The sequence below is a fragment of the Sphingobacterium sp. UBA3519 genome (assembly GCF_002377215.1).
In the GTDB taxonomy this organism is placed as follows: Bacteria; Bacteroidota; Bacteroidia; order Sphingobacteriales; family Sphingobacteriaceae; genus Sphingobacterium; species Sphingobacterium multivorum.
This window is the reverse complement of the sequence record NZ_DFPI01000022.1, coordinates 265,010-282,913: the sequence shown is the minus strand read 5'-3', so window position 1 is coordinate 282,913 and position 17,904 is coordinate 265,010. Positions and strand designations below refer to the sequence as shown.

Sequence of the window (17,904 nt, the reverse complement as noted above, 5' to 3'; positions counted from 1 at the left end):
CGGGAATATTATCCGGTTAGTACTTTTTTTAGCTATAACGAACTTGTTTTTTTTACCCAAAACCACTTTAGGGCAGGTGTCAAAAAAAGAGGTTTATGGCATTGTTGTCGATACAGCTGGAAGGCCCCTAAATGGTGTAAGTGTTCACCTGACGAGTTCCCGCGATACCTTGTTCTCATCAACTTCCGCAACAGGTTATTTTCATTTTAATCGTGTACTGGGTAATGATATTCGTATTAGCTGTAGCCAGCTGGGCCTTAGTATCTTGGAACGTAGTTATCCCTTGTACAATAGCACGACAGCTAAATTGGATGTTGGAAAATTGACCATGTTTCCCCATGTATCCCTTTTAAAAGAAGTTGTTGTACTAAAATATAAACCCATTGTTTATAAGCAGGATACTGTTCAATTTAATCTGGATGCTTTTCAATTTGATCGTCGGGCACTCTTAGAAGAGGCTCTTAAGGCATTACCCAATATTCAGGTCTCGCGGGATGGTTCTGTCTACGCCTTCGGTAAGCCCATATCCTCTGTTAAGGTGGATGGTAAAAAATTCTTTGGTGGCGATGTGCTCACCGCCACACGCAATCTTCCTGCAGATTTTGTGAAAAGCGTTCAAGTTATTGATTTTTATGGTGACGAGGCGACGGCAAAAGGAATTAAAAGTGCTGAATCCGAAAAAGTTCTGAATATTGTGCTCAAAGATGATAAGAAGAAAATTACTTTTGGTCAAGCTACGCTTGGCGGTGGTTCGGTAGATCGTTACTTGGGGAGTGCTGGACTGAATCGTTTCAATGACGGTAAAGAGTACTCTGTTATCGCCTCGGTCAATAATACCAATACCAACCTTTTTTCTTTCGGTTCGCCCAATGGCGGGGAACGGGAGCGGGAAATGGGCGAGCTAGCGGATTTTGCGGACCCGACAGACGGCGTCAATAAAATCGGCTCTGTAGGTGGTAGTTTCTCTAGTCCGCTTTCTAAAACGGTAACAGCAAGCGGAAAATATAGCTTTACGCAACGTAATAATTATATCCAGGGAAATTCCTTATTACAATCGATATATGGGTATGGCAAAGCCGCGAATAATCTGATTAGTAATTTTGAAGATTACAAAATAAAATCAATCGATCGTATCCATAAAATGGACTGGGATTTTGATATGAAGCTGTCGCCCAAAGATCAGCTTAAAATATCGCCCAAACTATCTTGGACCAATTCGACCAGCAATACGTTAAAAGATAGAAGGATCCAAAATAATCGGTTAAGTAGTACGGGGAACTACGGCGCGGCCAATAGTACAGAAAGCCCTGCTGCGGCTTTAGATCTTTTTTACGTGCGAAGTTTTACTAAACCGGGGCGGAAAGTACTTTATACTTTGCATACGGATTTTAATTCCTTGGATAAAGATGAGGAAGTGCGCGATTTTAATAGAGCGATCGACAGCAGCTTGAAGGTGCCAAAAATAACGGAAACTTACCTGAATCAAATGGTCCGTTCCAGCAATGAGAATAAAAATATCCAAAGTCGCTTGTCGTTGGTGGAGCCCGTTGATTTAGGTGGTACCTTGGAGATCAATTACGATTTCGATTATACCAAAATTGATGCCCGTCGCTCTACTTTTGACAATAACAATAATTTTAACAACGGGCCCATACTGGTGGATTCACTTAGTTTGAAGTACGACTATTCTTTCGCAAGCAATAAAGTCGGCATGATTTACCGCCAAGACTTAAGCGAAAAAGTAAAGGTAAACTTCGGTTTTGCAGTTCAGCCGTCCGAATTAACGGGAAGTTCAACAGATAAACTGATAAAAACCTCCTATTCAAATGTTAATCTCGTGCCCTCTGCTGGATTGAAATGGAAGTTTACCAAAGAAGAGGATCTTTCTATGGACTATTATGGACGTAATAACCAGCCTAGTTTCTATCAGATACAGCCGGTGGTGGACAATACCAACACACAGAATATTGTGATCGGAAATAAGGATTTGAAATCTGAATTTGCACATAGTATTGTTTCAAAGTATCGCAAATCCATCACGCGGAGGGGACAATATCTGGAAGCCAGTCTTGCTTTTAACTTAGTAAATGATAAGATTGTAGCCAACCGGACAATTGAACCTAATTCAACGATACAGAAAACGACTTATCGCAATACAGAAGGCTACTATGATATTAAGAGCTATTATTTGTTTACAGCTTCTTTATTGTCGGATAATTTGCAGATGAGCTTAAATGGCAATGCAGATTATTACAACAATATTTCGTACGTCAATGATAAAAAGAGCTTTGGTGGACACTTTTTGTTTACACAAGCCCTTCAATTCCGCTATACCTGGAGTGATATTTTTGAAGCGGAATTAAATGGCAACTATTCGTTGAACAGGGCCACATTTGACTGGCCTGTACAAGATAATATCACGGCGCATTCTGGAATCGTTGGTTTGGGATCTAAAGCTTATTTGGGCAAACATTTTACCATGGGACTTGAACTTTCTCAAAAATTTAATGCGGGTTATTCGAGCTCATGGAACAATATTAATCCAACGATAATCAACGCCTATATGGAATATACTTTTGGAAGGAATAACTTGGGTATGTTGAGATTTCAGGGATTCGATCTAATGAATCAGAATACTGGAATTTCACGTGCCGTGGTGGGAAATGATATTTTAGACGTTCGAAACAATCGTTTGGCTCGTTATTTTATGCTTTCGCTCAATATAAGATTACAGAAATATCCCAAAAAATCATGATGAAAGCTGTCATTATTACTGAACCGGGCGGACCCGAAGTTTTGGAAGTCCGCGATGTGGAGATGCCGCAGATCGGTGAACTGGAAGTTTTAGTAGAAGTAAAGGCTGCAGGTGTAAATAGACCTGATGTTTTTCAGCGTAAAGGGAACTATCCGGCACCTGCCGGGGTGGATGCGCGGATACCTGGATTAGAAATAGCAGGGGTTATTGTCGCAAAGGGAACCGGGGTCGCTGACTGGAACATTGGTGATCGTGTATGTGCACTCGTAGCGGGTGGAGGTTATGCAAACTATGCTAAGGTCTATCAGGGACATTGTTTGCCTATTCCCGATCATTTAGATTTCGCGGAAGCAGCCTCGCTGCCTGAGACCGTATTTACAGTATGGGACAATGTCTTTCGAAGAGGGAATTTGCAGACCGGCGATCATTTTTTGGTACACGGTGGTGCTGGTGGGATTGGCAGTACGGCAATTCAGTTAGCGGCCTTGTTTGGTGCAGCAGTATATACGACAGTCAGCTCATCTGAAAAGGCTAGCTTTTGTAAATCATTGGGAGCAACCAAAACAATAAATTATAAAACGGAGGATTTTCTGGAGGCGCTGAAGCCTTTGGGGGTTGATGTTATTTTAGACAGTATTGGTGGTTCATATTTTGAGAAAAATATCAACCTTTTGAACCCCGATGGTCGTTTAGTATATATTAATGCGATGGAAAGCGCAATAGTCGAGTTAAACTTGCTCAAATTAATGCAGAAACGGATTGTTTTAACGGGAAGTACATTACGGGCGAGAGACCGTGAATTTAAGCAAGTGCTACGGGATGATATCTGGTCTCAGGTATGGCCGAAACTTAGCGCTGGCGATTTCAAACCGACCTTATACCGGGTGCTTCCTTTTGCCGAGGCTGCTGAAGCCCATCGATTGATGGAAGATTCAAGCTTATTGGGTAAAATCGTCTTAAGTTTTTGATCGCTGAAAGCTGAGCGGCGTGGTGCCGGTTACATTTTTGAAGTATTTATGGAAGCTTGAAAAGTTTTGAAAACCTGATTCAAAGCAGATCTGCTTCACCGTCTGTTTGTTTTCTATTAATAAATTGCAAGCGGTTTTCACGCGCATTTCGATCAGAAATTGAAAGAGCGTTTTTCCGATCTGTGATTTGAAATAACGGCAGAAGGAATTTGGGGTCATTCCCGTGAGAGAGGCAAGTTCTTGCAGGCGTATCTGGTCGCGATAATTTTCACCGATATATTGCATGGCAATCTGCATACGGTTGGCATCCTGATCTTGCAGCTGGATGGTAAAAGTGGGGCTCGTTAACAGATCATGTTGTTCTTCGGCCGAAATATACTGTAATATTTCTAATAAATGAATAATACGTGGGGTACCTGTTGCTGCCAAGATAGCGTCAATTAATTGCGCAGTTTTTAGTCGGCTGCACTCCAATAATGAAATGCCTCTTTTGGAGACGCGAATAAGGTCTTTGATGGATTTATTTTCAGGTAAATTAATAAAATCATTTCCCCAAAAGTTCTCTTTAAAATGAAGCACACGAATATCTGCGCTTTCTGCTTCTTCCTCTTGAAGATAAATTTCGTCAAATAACCAATAATGAGGTAGGTTTGAACCCACAAGGGTGATATCGCCCGATTCAAAGCGCCGGACACTATCGCCAATAAATTGGGTGCCTGAGCCTTTGGCGAAATAAATTAATTCCAGTTCTTCGTGGTAATGCCAAAGATTATGGTACTGAGGTGTATTGTCTCTACGCGCGTTGAACGAATGCTCAAGATTGCTGTTTAAATGAAGCAGCTGTGCTTTCATAATTATGAAATATATGCAGTAAAGTTACATAATTCAGTTTAGCTATGGTAATATAGCTTAATAATTTGATAATATACTTGAATATTGTCTAGCATTTTTAAGCTTATTTTACATTAAATAACTACTTATAACCATTTGAAAAATATGACGAATAAAAAGAGTTACGCATTTGCCTTGATTTTGGTGACATCCTTGTTCTTTTTCTGGGGATTTATTCATAACCTTGATCCGATCTTAATTCCGCATTTGAGGAATGCGTTTAGTTTATCCCATTTCCAGGCTTCCTTAGTCGATTCGGCTGTATTTATCGCTTATTTTGTGATGGCGATTCCTGCTGGAATTATCATGAAAAAATATGGCTATAAAGCGGGTATTTTGATCGGATTGATCTTTTTTGCCATTGGCTGTTTTCTTTTTGTACCTGCGGCCAATACGATAAGTTATGTTTTCTTTTTGGGGGCATTGTTCGTTGTAGCCTGTGGTCTTACCATTCTGGAAACCGCTGCAAATCCGTATGTAGCGATTTTGGGAGATCCAGCTTCTTCGGCGCAACGGCTTAATTTTGCGCAGTCCTTTAATGGACTAGCAGCCTTTGTTGCTCCGATTTTTGGTGGAAAATTTATTTTATCCCATGAACCCAAATCACAGGAAGAACTGGCGCAAATGGCTGAGCAGGCAAAGATGGCGTATATTCAGTCGGAAACAGCTGCTGTGAAATTGCCTTATGTAGTATTGGGAATATTGATTTTATTGATCGCTGCCTTGTTTTTCTTTACCAAATTACCTGATATCAAAGATGCCGAGGAAGAAGGTAGAGCTGGTTTTTTCCACGCGTTGCGTCATAAAAATGTGCGTTGGGCCGTGGTGGCTCAATTTTTCTATGTGGGAGCGCAAGTCTGTATTTTAAGCTTCCTGGTATTGTATGCAACAGAAGCTGCGGGCATATCGGGTAAGGATGGGGCCGATTATGCTGGGTTTGCGGGATTGGCTTTTATGTTGGGCCGGTTTATCGGTACATTTTTTATGCGTTTTGTATCAGCATCCCAGCTTCTGATCATCTATTCCGCTATAGCGATCGTTCTATCCCTATTTGTCATCTTCGGATCAGGTATTCAGACCTTGTATGCATTGATCGGTATTGCATTCTTTATGTCTATTATGTTTCCGACGATATTCGCGTTTGGTGTACAAGGTATCGGTGCCGATACCAAATCTGCTTCCAGTTTGATCGTCATGTCTATTGTTGGTGGTGCTTTGTTACCTCCAATTTTGGGCTTTATCTCGGATAAAACAGGACATTTCCAGTATGGCTATTTTGTGCCATTGGTTTGTTTTATTGTTGTCTTATTGTTTGCTTTCCAAAATAGAAATGTCAGTATTGCGGAAACCGAAAATCTTAAATCACATTAATTAGTTAGTAATGAAAAGATATGTCATGGCTTTAGATCTTGTGGACGATCCACAATTGATCAAGGAATATGAGGATTACCACCGTGAGGTTTGGCCGGAAATAAAACGTTCGATTCTGGATGCAGGTATTCTGCAGATGGAGATCTATCGTTTTGAAAATAGATTGTTTATGAACATGGAGGTGGGTGAAGACTTTTCATTTGAGAAAAAATCGGCTATGGATGCTGCCAATGAAAAAGTACAGGAATGGGAACAGCTGATGTGGAAATACCAGGCGGCCATTCCGGGGGCAAAGCCGGGAGAGAAATGGGTAATGATGACAAAAATATTTGAATTAGTATAATTATGGCTATACAGCGCTATTTACAGATCCATCCAATGGATAATGTCCTTGTTGCATTACAGGACTTGGCTGCGGGAACAACGATTGTTTTTGAAGGTAAGGAATTTACATTAAAGCAAGCTGTTGCTGCCAAACATAAATTCACCATCCAGCCAATGGAACAAGATACGGAGATATTGATGTATGGTGTTCTGGTAGGAAAATTGAATACTCCCCTAGCTGAAGGGGAACTCATTACCACTGAAAACTTGCGCCATGCGTCGGAAGATTTTAAAATGGGCAATCGCAAGACAGCCTGGACAAGACCTGATGTTTCTGCATTTAAAGATAAAACGTTCAATGGATTCCACCGTTCAAATGGGACTGTTGGAACGGCCAATTACTGGTTGGTTATTCCATTGGTTTTTTGCGAAAATAGAAATGTATTGACCCTGAAGGCTGCTTTTGAAGAAAAGTTGGGCTATAAAGTAAAAGCCAATAATTACGTGTCTGAGGTAGAAGATCTCATTAGCTTATATAAGTCTGGTGCTGATGTAAATGCGATTCTTAGTCAGGATCTACTTGCTAATTCGACTTCCAGTGAGCAGGAACGCCTGTTCAAAAATGTCGATGGAATCAAGTTTTTAAACCATGAAATGGGCTGCGGCGGAACCCGCATGGATTCGGATGCCTTATGTGGCCTTTTGGCTGGTTATATCACCCATCCGAATGTGGCGGGGGCAACGGTATTGAGTTTAGGATGTCAGCATGCGCAGGCTTCCATTCTGAAAGCTGAAATTGAAAAGCGAAGTCCAGGTTTTGATCGCCCACTGTATATTTTCGAACAACAGAAAGAAGGAACTGAAAAAGAGCTTATGCAAAAGGCGATTAAAGCAACTTTTGCAGGGATGATGCAAGCGGATAAAAATGAGCGCAAACCAGCCTCATTGGACAAATTGTGTATAGGTCTGGAATGTGGTGGTTCAGACGGATTTTCGGGCATCTCGGCCAATCCGGCGCTCGGATTTGTATCAGATATTTTGGTGACTTTAGGCGGATCGGTGATTCTGGCGGAGTTTCCTGAATTATGCGGCGTGGAACAGGAGTTGAGTGATCGTTGTATCGATGAGCCAACGGCGGAGCGTTTTATGTCGCTGATGCGTACTTACAATGCAAAAGCTGAAGCTGATGGTTCGGGATTCTATATGAATCCTTCTCCGGGCAATATTCGTGATGGTTTAATTACTGACGCAATTAAGTCTGCTGGGGCCGCCAAAAAAGGAGGAACATCACCTGTTGCAGCAGTGATTGATTATCCTGAATTGGCCAACGGTCCGGGGTTAAACTTATTATGTACGCCTGGTAACGATGTGGAAAGTACAACTGCAGAAGTGGCAGCAGGTGCCAATATCGTCTTGTTTACGACGGGCTTGGGTACACCTACAGGTAACCCGATTACACCGGTTGTGAAACTTTCCACAAATACCAAGACTTTTGAGAAAATGCCTGATATCCTGGATTTGAACTGTGGTACCATAATCGAAGGTACAGAGACTATTGAGGAAGCCGCACACCGTATTTTGGATTATGTAATAGAAGTTGCTTCTGGTGAAGTGAAACCGAAGGCGGTGTTGTTGGGGCAAGACGATTTCATACCATGGCGTAGAGGTGTTTCTTTGTAGTTGGGTATAATGAGTTTATTGAAAATCCATGACAACTAATCATTTACATATGAAACTTAAACATGTAATCTGTGGTTTAGCCTTGCTGATGGGATCAGTATCCGCGAGCTATAGCCAGCAACATTATCAACCGAGTCCCGAAAATCTGAAAAATAGGGAGTGGTTTGAACAATCTCGGTTTGGTGTTTTTATCCATTGGGGGGTATATAGTGTGCTGGGGGATGGTGAGTGGGTCATGAACAACCAGAATATCAGTTTGGATGAATATGCATTGCTGCCTAAATTTTTCAATCCAATTTCCTTTAATGCGAAAGAATGGGCGAAGTTATTTAAACAGGCAGGGGCAAAGTATATCACCTTTACGACCAGACATCATGATGGATTTTCGATGTGGAACAGCCAGGTTTCGGACTATAATGTGGTGAAGAAATCTCCCTTCAAACGCGATATTGTGAAAGAGTTGGTGGAAGCTTGCCGTGCCGAAGGGATAAAAGTGATGTTCTACTATTCGCTTTTAGACTGGCACCGGGATGATTATCTGCCTGTTGGTAAAACGGGTGGTGGCATTGCGGGGCGCGATTCAACGAAAGGGGATTGGAATCGTTATGTCCAGTTTATGAAAAGCCAATTAACGGAGCTGTTGAGCAACTACGGTGAGATCGATGGGATCTGGTTTGATGGTCATTGGGACAAGCCCAATGAAGATTGGCATTTCAAAGAAATCTATGAATTGATTCATACCTTACAGCCACAGTGCTTGGTGGGTAACAACCACCATCTGGCGCCATTTGAAGGGGAAGATTTTCAGATGTTCGAACGTGATTTACCCGGGGAGAATACTACTGGGTTCGGCACGAAAGCGCATGATGTTGGGAAACTACCGAAGGAAGTATGTGGAACAATTGCAGGATCTTGGGGATTTGAGCTGAAAGATCGGACACGAAAATCCTTTCAGGAAGTGCTGAAATACCTGGTCAAGGCAGCTAGTCATGGTTCCAATTTATTGCTCAATGTTGGCCCGATGCCAAACGGTGAGATTCAGGACTATCAACAGGAGCGCTTGAAAGAACTTGGAAAATGGCTATCGGTGTATGGTGAAACAATCTATGGAACAGCGGGTGGGGCGGTGTCACCAACAGACGATTATGCGTTGACAAAAAAAGGAAACCAAGTGTATCTACATGTGTTTAAAACGGATAAAAAGGAATTGTTGATTAATAACCTTCCTTATCAGGTGAAAAAAGTAAGCACATTTATCGGAAAGAAAGAGATTAAGTTTAGTTATAAGAACAATAGTCTACGCTTGGATTTGCCAACATCGACAGATGAAGCAGATTTGGTATTGACATTAACAATTAAATAACAATGGGAAAATTAGAACAAAAAGTAGCTGTAATTACCGGTGGTGGTAGTGGGATAGGCCGTGCGATCAGTCTGCAATTTGCTGCAGAAGGAGCAAAAGTTCATATTCTGGATTTGAATGAAGATGGCGGTAAGGCTGTAGTTGATGAGATCTTGGCTTTGGGTGGTCAGGCTGCATTTAATCGTTGTAATGTAACTGATCAACAAGAAATTACTGCTATAGCACAAAATATCGGAAAAATTGATATTTTAGTAAATAATGCTGGTATCGCTCATGTTGGTAATTTGGAAAATTGTCAATCAGAAGATTTTGAGCGTGTTTTTAATGTGAATGTTAAGGGAGCTTATAATGCATTGCATGCTATTGTGCCGATGATGAAGGCGCAGGGTTCGGGAGCAATCCTTAATTTAGCATCCATAGCTGCATGGGTTGGTATCACGGATCGTTTTGCGTATTCGATGAGCAAGGGGGCTATTTACGCGATGTCAATGTCTGTAGCACGGGATTACATGGCCTACGGTATTCGTTGCAATAGCATTTCGCCTGCACGTGTACATACCCCATTTGTGGATGGATTTATCGCAAAAAACTATCCTGGAAAAGAGGAAGAAATGTTTGAAAAACTATCAGCAAGCCAACCAATAGGCCGCATGGCGCAACCGGAAGAAATTGCCAAATTAGCACTTTTCTTGTGTAGTGACGATGCTGGATTTATTACTGGAAATGACTACCCTATTGACGGTGGTTTTATTAAATTGAATAATTAAAAAGCTAAAAATAAAATATCTATTATCTCAATACTATAAAAATGAAATTAATACGTTTTGGAGCTCAAGGCAAGGAGAAAATCGGTGTTCAGATCGATGGTGTAAATTACGATGTAAGCGCATTTGGTGGTGATTACAATGAACAATTCTTTGCCGAGAATGGTGTAGCCCGTTTAGAAGAATTTGTGAAGGCAAATGAAGGTAAGTTGATTGAAGTTCCTCAAGGCGAACGTATCGGAGCACCTTTTGCCCGCCCATCCAAAATTGTTTGTATTGGATTGAACTATTTAGACCATGCCAAGGAAACAAATGCACCAATTCCTGCTGAACCGATCATCTTTATGAAATCGACCACTTCGTTGGTAGGTCCATACGATAATGTGATGATTCCGAAAGATTCTGTAAAAACAGATTGGGAGGTGGAATTCTGTATTGTGATCGGTAAAAAAGCTTCTTATGTAGAAGAGCATGAAGCTTTAGATTATGTGGTCGGTTATGTATTGCACAACGATGTTTCCGAACGTGAGTATCAGCTGGAACGTGGCGGTACTTGGGATAAAGGAAAAGGATGTGATACGTTTGCACCGATGGGACCTTTCATGGCGACAAAAGAAGAAATCAAAGATATCAACAATGTGCGTCTATGGTTGAAGGTAAACGGAAAAACCTACCAAGATGGTAATACCAAGGATTTAATCTTTTCGGTGGCGCATGTAGTATCCTATGTGTCTAAATTTATGACTTTGTTGCCAGGAGACGTGATATCAACAGGTACTCCGGCAGGTGTTGGCTTAGGATTTAACCCACCGATTTATTTGAAGCCTGGCGATGTGATCGAGTTAGGAGCAGATGGTCTTGGAGAATCCCGTCAGACTGTGGTAGCGTATTCAAAAAATTAATTGCTCATTAGGTTTTCTTTTCATTATGCGTATAGATACCCATCAGCATTTCTGGAAATTCGATCCAATTAGAGATAGTTGGATTACCGAAGAAATGCAAGTCATCAGACGTGATTTCACCCCTTTGGATATTCAATTTGTGCTTGAACGAAATGGATTTGGAGGGAGTGTTGCTGTTCAGGCGGATCAATCCAACGAAGAGACTGCTTATTTGGTTCAGCTGGCTAGTGATTATCCTTTTATTAAAGGCGTAGTGGGCTGGATTGATCTTCAAGCAGCGGATATTCGACAACAGTTGGATGGCTATCAATCAGCTACGGTCATCAAAGGATTTCGTCATATTGTTGAAGGAGAAGCTGACCCTGATTTTCTCATTCGCCCTGCGGTATTAAACGGGCTGAAGGCCTTAGCAGATTATGGTTATACGTATGATCTGCTCATCCGTCCACGACATTATGCGGCAACGTTGGATTGTGTGCAGCAAAATCCAAATCTTCAATTTGTATTGGATCATATTGCCAAACCGCCGATCAAGTCGAAAGCATTTGATGAGTGGGCGGCGTTTATCGATGCGCTATCTGCCTTTCCAAATGTCGTATGTAAAGTTTCGGGACTTGCAACAGAGGCCGATTGGGAAGGATGGAAACTTGATGATTTTAAGCAATATCTGGAGCATATCTTTGCGCGTTTTGGAAAGGAGCGCATTATGTACGGGTCAGATTGGCCGGTATGTCTATTGGCGGCATCCTACGAAGAAAGTATTGCCATCGTTGAGGATAAATTAGGGCAATTTACGGCTGAAGAGAAGAACGCATTTTGGGCAGAGAACGCAATACGCGTGTATAATCTTTAAAAGGAAAAACTTCAGCATGCTATGAAAGGGAAAAATAGCATGCTGAAGCTTTTTATTGGTCATGAAGCTGGATAATGGGCTTAATGACGTCAATATAAATTAATCAATAACCAGAGAACGAATTCATTGTTGCGAATGTTAACCACAACCAATGAAACAAACCATTCAATAAAAGTATTATGGATCTTCATTTAAAAGATAAAGTTGTTATTGTTACCGGCGGAGCAAAAGGAATCGGGCGGGCTGTAGTCCACGCGTTGGCTAAAGAACAGGCTATTCCCGTCATTGTTGGCCGTAAACAAGCCGATAATGAAAAAGTCAAGGAAGAAATCAAGCAATTTGATGTGGATGCACTCTGTATCGAAGCAGAATTATCAAAACCAGAAGATTGTGAAAGAGCCGTTCAAAAGACATTGGACGTGTATGGGCGGATCGATGGTTTGGTGAATAATGCCGGACAAAATGATGGTGTCGGATTAGCATCAGGTAATTATGAAAAATTTGTTGCTTCGCTGCACAAGAACTTAATTCATTACTATCTGATGGCACATCACGCTTTGGATGCGTTGAAAGCATCTAAGGGCAGTATCGTGAATATTTCGTCCAAAACTGGTGAAACAGGGCAGGGCAATACCTCGGCTTATGCGGCATCCAATGGTGGACGTAATGCACTTACGCGCGAGTGGGCCGTAGAATTGTTGCCTTACTCGATTCGTGTAAATGCCATTATCGTGGCAGAATGTGCAACTCCCCAATACGACACCTGGATTCAAACCTTATCAAATCCGGAGGAGACATTGAAAAAAATTACGGACCGTATTCCATTGGAGCATCGCATGACCACAGCAGCGGAAATCGCGGATACAACCGTCTTTTTGCTGTCTGATAAGTCCAGTCATACAACTGGCCAATTGATTCATGTGGACGGTGGTTATGTGCATCTGGATCGGTCGATTATCGCTGAATCGTAGCGGAAAAGCGATTGGGTTTTGGAAATTAGACTTGAGTGGTTTTTAAAATGACAACTCCGGTTGATTTCCAAAATCCATGATCTTTTTTTTGATAATATCCCTCAATCAATCAATGAAAATAACACCCATTGAATTCAGGCAGTAGGGGTATGATGAATTTTCTATACGGCGGAGATGTGGGGGGGATGTTATATAAAATGCAGTTAGCTAAAACAAAAAAAGCTTGTTCATTGAACAAGCTTTTTTTGTGGTGCCACCTGGGTTCGAACCAGGGACACAAGGATTTTCAGTCCTTTGCTCTACCAGCTGAGCTATGGCACCAGTTGACCTTTTATTTAAATCTGTGATCATCAGATTGAAGCGTGGTGCCACCTGGGTTCGAACCAGGGACACAAGGATTTTCAGTCCTTTGCTCTACCAGCTGAGCTATGGCACCGCTTTTTTGCTATGGGTTTGTTCCCCTATTGCGATGCAAATATAGTCCGATAATTTGAATTCTAAAACTTTTATGCAGATTATTTTCGTACTTTTTTCGAACGTGTTGATTTTGATCGAGATAAAATTACAAGAAACTAACATATAGGAAAAGGAATAAGCTGTATCTTTGCATTTCAATAATTAGAGATGAGTAAAAGAGGAAGAGTTTTAGTTGCAATGAGTGGAGGGGTAGATAGCTCCGTTGCTTCTGTCATGCTCCACGAACAAGGATATGAGGTTATCGGTATCACGATGAAGACATGGGATTATGCATCCGCAGGTGGCTCGTCGAAAGAAACCGGATGTTGTAGCCTTGATAGTATCAATGACGCTCGTACATTAGCCGTAAACTATGGTTTCCCTCATTATATATTAGATATACGTGATGAGTTTGGAGATTTTGTGATTGACAATTTTGTAGAAGAATATATTGCTGGGCGCACGCCTAACCCATGCGTGTTGTGTAATACCCATATTAAGTGGGATGCTTTGATGAAACGCGCTGACAAATTGGACTGTGAGTTTATCGCTACCGGGCACTATGCTAATATCCGTATGCACGATAATGGTCGCTATGTGATATCAAAAGGTAAGGATGAAAACAAAGATCAATCTTACGTTTTATGGGGCGTGTCACAAGAAAATCTTGCCCGGACACAGTTTCCGTTAGGATCTTTCACGAAAAAGGAGATTCGTCAGATGGCTTTGGATATGGGACAGAAGGAATTGGCCAATAAGTCGGAGAGTTATGAAATCTGTTTCGTTCCTGACAACGACTACCGTGCGTTTTTGAGACATAAGGTGCCAACGTTGGATCAACAAATTGGTCCCGGTAACTTTATTCTTTCCGATGGTACCGTTGTAGGTAAACATATTGGTTACCCTTATTTCACCATCGGTCAACGTAAAGGCTTAGGAATTGCCTTGGGGAAACCGATGTTTGTGATTGAGATCCTTCCGGAAAGTAATACGGTCGTATTGGGTGAAGAACATGAACTTGAAAAGTCACATGCTTACGTTCGTAATGTGAACTTTGTGAAATATGCAGGACTAGATCAACCGATGGAAGCAATTTCAAAGGTACGTTACAAAGACTCTGGTGCTTTGTCGACCATATCCCAAGAAGGCGATAAAGTGCGTATAGATTTTGTGCACAATGTAAAAGGTATTGCCCCTGGACAATCGGCCGTTTTTTATGAAGGCAATGATTTACTCGGTGGTGGTTTCTTAATGAAATAAATAGAAGCTGGACTGAGATCTAAAATAAGAATTTTAATCCCTATACTGTCGATGCAGTATAGGGATTTTTATTTGGTTTAAAATACGTTTTATTGGGACTTCAAACTAGAAGATATTCGCTTTCTCTCTTTGTGGAAAATGGGAAATTTTAATTTGTTTTTACTAATAAAATTAGTAATTTTAACCTATGAATTCATCGGAATATTTGAAGGGCAGAGGGGCGCAGATCAATCCCAATAACAAATTTTTTTCTAATCAATACGTGCAGGAACATGTGGAGGGGCTGGATGAAGAATTTTTGGGGGCCGAGAAAACACAATTTATTCCGACACATCCAAAATCCATTATATCCAAATCAAATAGCCCGGATCTCCGTTTTGAACGATCCATTAATCCTTATCAGGGCTGTGAGCATGGTTGTATTTACTGTTACGCGCGCAATTCGCATGAATACTGGGGCTTTAGTGCTGGGTTGGATTTCGAGCGTAAGATCTTAGTCAAACACAATGCGGCTCAGCTTCTCGAACAGGAGTTTAGAAAATCGAGCTACCAACCCGATTTGATTATGCTTTCAGGCAATACAGACTGTTATCAACCGATTGAACGGAAGCTGGGTATCACACGCTCGCTATTAGAATTGATGGTCAAATACCAGCATCCGGTCTCCATCATCAGCAAAAATGTACTGATGCGGCGGGATTTTGATCTTTTGCGCGAGCTCGCGGCGCACAATCTGGTTTCCGTTGCCGTGACCATCAATTCGCTGCGCGAGGAAGTACGCCAGAAAATGGAACCTCGGACTGCTACAGCATCTGCCCGGTTGAAACTGATCGAGGGATTGGCTGGGATAGGTGTTCCCGTTATGCTGATGATAGCGCCTATCGTTCCGGGTATCAACAGTGATGAGATTTCAGATCTGATTCGTTCGGGAGCAGATGCGGGAGCAATTACGGCCTCCTATACCATCGTTCGGCTCAATGGACAGATCGGTGGTATCTTTAAAGATTGGCTCTATCAGAACTATCCTGATCGTGCTGAAAAGGTATTACATTGGATCGAAGCCTGTCATGGTGGAAAAATTAACGATACCGATTTTGGACGGAGGATAAAGGGGGATGGCCATATGGCCGAGAGCTTACAGCATTTATTCAAGCTTTCCGTCAAGAAATATATGAATAATGGGACGCTTCCATCCTTGAGAAGGGATCTTTTCCGCTTACCCGATGCAGGAATGCAGCTGGGCTTATTTTAGATGGTTGGAGCGACAATTATGAATTTGCTATTCTCGAGGAGGAATACCCGCATTAAATTTTAGCAAGAAAGCCTGATTCATGCAATGAATCAGGCTTTTTTATGGACAAGATCAAGGTTCTGTGAACTAAGATTTCTTTCTTTTGATCAATACATAACTCACATAGAGTAATATAAGCCAAGCAGGGATCAATTCTACCGGAAGTTTCATCCCTGTTATCCACATGATGCCAAGTACAGCGATCAAAAAGATCAGACAGATATAATTACTTAAAGGATACAGAAAGGATGGAAACTTGGTGCGTAAGTGGGCATCGAGTTTATTCTTTCTGAAATACAAGTGTGTAATGGAAATCATGACCCAGTTTATAATCAGTGAAGATACCACCAGCGACATCAGGATCTCCAAGGCATTTTTAGGTGCTACATAGTTGATAAATACACAAATCGCCGCGAACAGTGCCGAAACTAAAATCGCGTTAATAGGCGCATGATTCTTGTTGAGTTTCGAAAGAAAACGGGGTGCATTTCCCTGCTCTGCCAATCCATATAACATTCTGCTATTGCTGTACACGCTGCTATTATAAACAGATAATGCAGCGGTAAGGACAATAAGATTTAGCGCATTTGCGATAATTTTTGTGAAATAGAAGGTCTTTCCAAAGATCGTAAATTCAAACCCATTGAGTTTGTCAAACACCAGCACAAAGGGACTTGTATCGGCGGTGATATTTGTCCACGGTGTCAAAGAGAAAAGAATAATCAATGCACCTACGTAAAAGATTAAGATTCGATAGATAACCTGGTTGGTCGCTTTGGGGATGTTCTTTTCGGGATGCTCGGCCTCGGCAGCAGTGATACCAACCAACTCCAGGCCACCGAAAGAAAACATGATCAATGCTATGGCGGAAAGAAGGCCCTCAAAACTTCCATCCGCTGTTTGGCTGAACCAACCTTTTGGGAAAAAACCACCATGTGAAGTCAGGTTGCTGAGACTTGCCTGATCACCTCCAGTACCGCTTACCAATAAGTATGCACCAAAAACAATCATGGCAATGATTGCGACAACCTTGATAATGGAAAACCAAAATTCCGTCTCGCCATAAATTTTGACTGAGGCAAGATTAAGGGCGTTGATTGCAAAGAAGAAAAATAAACTTGATGCCCATAAAGGTATTTCCGGCCACCAGAATTGTACATAAACGCCTATCGCTGTGAGTTCGGCCATGCTGACTAAGATATACAGCACCCAATAGTTCCAGCCCGAAGCATAACCCGCAAAAGAACCCCAGTATTTATTGGCGAAGTAGCTAAAACTTCCTGAAACAGGTTCCTCAACAACCATCTCACCCAACTGGCGCATAATAAAAAAAGCAATAATTCCGGCGAAAGCATAGCCGAGGATAACAGCTGGCCCAGCCAATGTGGCAGCCTTCCCAATACCTAGAAATAAGCCCGTTCCGATTGCACCACCCAGGGCAATTAATTGAATATGTCTGTTTTGAAGTCCTCTTTTTAACTCCTCCTTATTGTTCTGTTTCTCCATGTGTATGGTTAATACGGTTACTAGTCTGTTTTAATCTGGTCCTTAGATACGGAAAAACCCATGAGGCTATTTGCTCCCGCCAAGGATCGTTTGAGCAAAATCAATGACGCCAGAAGAATTACCTGTTTATCGTAAAGCTTCCCAGCGAACGATTTGCCCTAAGCGCATAAAGTTAATAAAACACTTAGGTATTTGTGCACATTCTGTTGTGGTTTTAATGTATTTCGTTGTTTTTTTATAAACAATGGCGGGGAGGCTGTTTGACTCAGAAATAGAAAGCGCCGTAATTTGGAAATACGGCGCTTTATGAATTAGCAGCTAGTGTGATTTTTGGCCACTCTAACTAATAACGAAATCTTATTTGTAAATGCTACTCAAAAAGATAAATTAATTTGCTTTTTGTGTTTTTTCTACGCCGCAGTCGCATCCGCAGCCTTTCGAGCAGCTCGACTTGCCCTTTAGTGATTTTCGGACATTTTTAACGACATACCATACAGCCGCCAAAACGAGCATTCCTACGATGAGATATTGTACTGTTAAATTATCCAT

General features: G+C 41.6%; 15 protein-coding genes and 2 tRNA genes. 12 read left to right on the top strand and 5 right to left on the bottom strand.

Annotated features, from left to right (window positions below; translation table 11 throughout):
* Positions 1-76: 76 nt before the first annotated feature.
* Positions 77-2,755, top strand: coding sequence for a TonB-dependent receptor (locus B3297_RS12300; protein WP_236560267.1), 2,679 nt, complete (start codon positions 77-79; stop codon positions 2,753-2,755).
* Complete coding sequence (locus B3297_RS12295) at positions 2,752-3,723, top strand: NAD(P)H-quinone oxidoreductase (protein WP_312128085.1); 972 nt, start codon at positions 2,752-2,754, stop codon at positions 3,721-3,723. Before B3297_RS12300 ends, B3297_RS12295 begins: the two co-directional genes overlap by 4 nt.
* Here the strand turns inward: B3297_RS12295 and B3297_RS12290 are convergent.
* The gene (locus tag B3297_RS12290; RefSeq protein ID WP_070563746.1) at positions 3,712-4,575 is read right to left on the bottom strand and encodes an AraC family transcriptional regulator; all 864 of its coding nucleotides are present in this window, start codon (positions 4,573-4,575) and stop codon (positions 3,712-3,714) included. The genes B3297_RS12295 and B3297_RS12290 overlap by 12 nt on opposite strands.
* A 144-nt stretch (positions 4,576-4,719) precedes the next feature.
* Here B3297_RS12290 and fucP point away from each other — a divergent pair, with 144 nt between their 5' ends.
* The 8 genes from fucP (at position 4,720) to B3297_RS12250 (ending at position 12,842) form a co-directional block, all read left to right on the top strand.
* Positions 4,720-5,985: an L-fucose:H+ symporter permease gene (gene fucP, locus B3297_RS12285; RefSeq protein WP_070563743.1), complete on the top strand. Its 1,266-nt coding sequence runs from the start codon at positions 4,720-4,722 to the stop codon at positions 5,983-5,985.
* Between the two features lie 10 nt (positions 5,986-5,995).
* Complete coding sequence (locus B3297_RS12280) at positions 5,996-6,328, top strand: L-rhamnose mutarotase (RefSeq protein WP_046672141.1); 333 nt, start codon at positions 5,996-5,998, stop codon at positions 6,326-6,328.
* Between the two features lie 2 nt (positions 6,329-6,330).
* Positions 6,331-7,989 (top strand): UxaA family hydrolase, encoded by a 1,659-nt coding sequence (locus B3297_RS12275; RefSeq protein ID WP_070563740.1) that lies wholly within the window; start codon positions 6,331-6,333, stop codon positions 7,987-7,989.
* 49 nt (positions 7,990-8,038) lie between these two features.
* Positions 8,039-9,352 carry an alpha-L-fucosidase gene (locus B3297_RS12270; RefSeq protein ID WP_286710414.1) on the top strand — a complete coding sequence of 438 codons (1,314 nt, stop codon included), beginning with the start codon at positions 8,039-8,041 and terminating at the stop codon, positions 9,350-9,352.
* Positions 9,353-9,354: 2 nt separating this feature from the next.
* Positions 9,355-10,119, top strand: coding sequence for an SDR family NAD(P)-dependent oxidoreductase (locus tag B3297_RS12265; RefSeq protein ID WP_046672143.1), 765 nt, complete (start codon positions 9,355-9,357; stop codon positions 10,117-10,119).
* 41 nt (positions 10,120-10,160) lie between these two features.
* Positions 10,161-11,018 (top strand): fumarylacetoacetate hydrolase family protein, encoded by an 858-nt coding sequence (locus B3297_RS12260; RefSeq protein WP_070563737.1) that lies wholly within the window; start codon positions 10,161-10,163, stop codon positions 11,016-11,018.
* Between the two features lie 25 nt (positions 11,019-11,043).
* Positions 11,044-11,871: an amidohydrolase family protein gene (locus B3297_RS12255; protein ID WP_070563734.1), complete on the top strand. Its 828-nt coding sequence runs from the start codon at positions 11,044-11,046 to the stop codon at positions 11,869-11,871.
* 179 nt (positions 11,872-12,050) lie between these two features.
* Complete coding sequence (locus B3297_RS12250) at positions 12,051-12,842, top strand: SDR family oxidoreductase (protein WP_070563731.1); 792 nt, start codon at positions 12,051-12,053, stop codon at positions 12,840-12,842.
* Positions 12,843-13,090: 248 nt separating this feature from the next.
* On the opposite strand, the gene B3297_RS12245 is transcribed toward B3297_RS12250, so the two are convergent.
* Positions 13,091-13,163, bottom strand: a tRNA-Phe gene (locus B3297_RS12245).
* Between the two features lie 42 nt (positions 13,164-13,205).
* Positions 13,206-13,278: transfer RNA gene (locus B3297_RS12240), tRNA-Phe, on the bottom strand.
* 188 nt (positions 13,279-13,466) lie between these two features.
* Between B3297_RS12240 and mnmA the strand changes: the two genes are divergently transcribed.
* Positions 13,467-14,558 carry a tRNA 2-thiouridine(34) synthase MnmA gene (gene mnmA / locus B3297_RS12235; protein WP_286778947.1) on the top strand — a complete coding sequence of 364 codons (1,092 nt, stop codon included), beginning with the start codon at positions 13,467-13,469 and terminating at the stop codon, positions 14,556-14,558.
* A gap of 187 nt (positions 14,559-14,745) precedes the next feature.
* Positions 14,746-15,810 (top strand): PA0069 family radical SAM protein, encoded by a 1,065-nt coding sequence (locus B3297_RS12230; protein WP_286777334.1) that lies wholly within the window; start codon positions 14,746-14,748, stop codon positions 15,808-15,810.
* Positions 15,811-15,936: 126 nt separating this feature from the next.
* Here the strand turns inward: B3297_RS12230 and B3297_RS12225 are convergent, their stop codons facing one another.
* Together B3297_RS12225 and B3297_RS12220 are read right to left on the bottom strand one after the other, a co-directional pair.
* On the bottom strand, positions 15,937-17,355 hold the full coding sequence (locus B3297_RS12225; protein WP_286777335.1) for an amino acid permease: 1,419 nt from the start codon (positions 17,353-17,355) through the stop codon (positions 15,937-15,939).
* Between the two features lie 387 nt (positions 17,356-17,742).
* The gene (locus tag B3297_RS12220; protein ID WP_083295845.1) at positions 17,743-17,904 is read right to left on the bottom strand and encodes a FeoB-associated Cys-rich membrane protein; all 162 of its coding nucleotides are present in this window, start codon (positions 17,902-17,904) and stop codon (positions 17,743-17,745) included.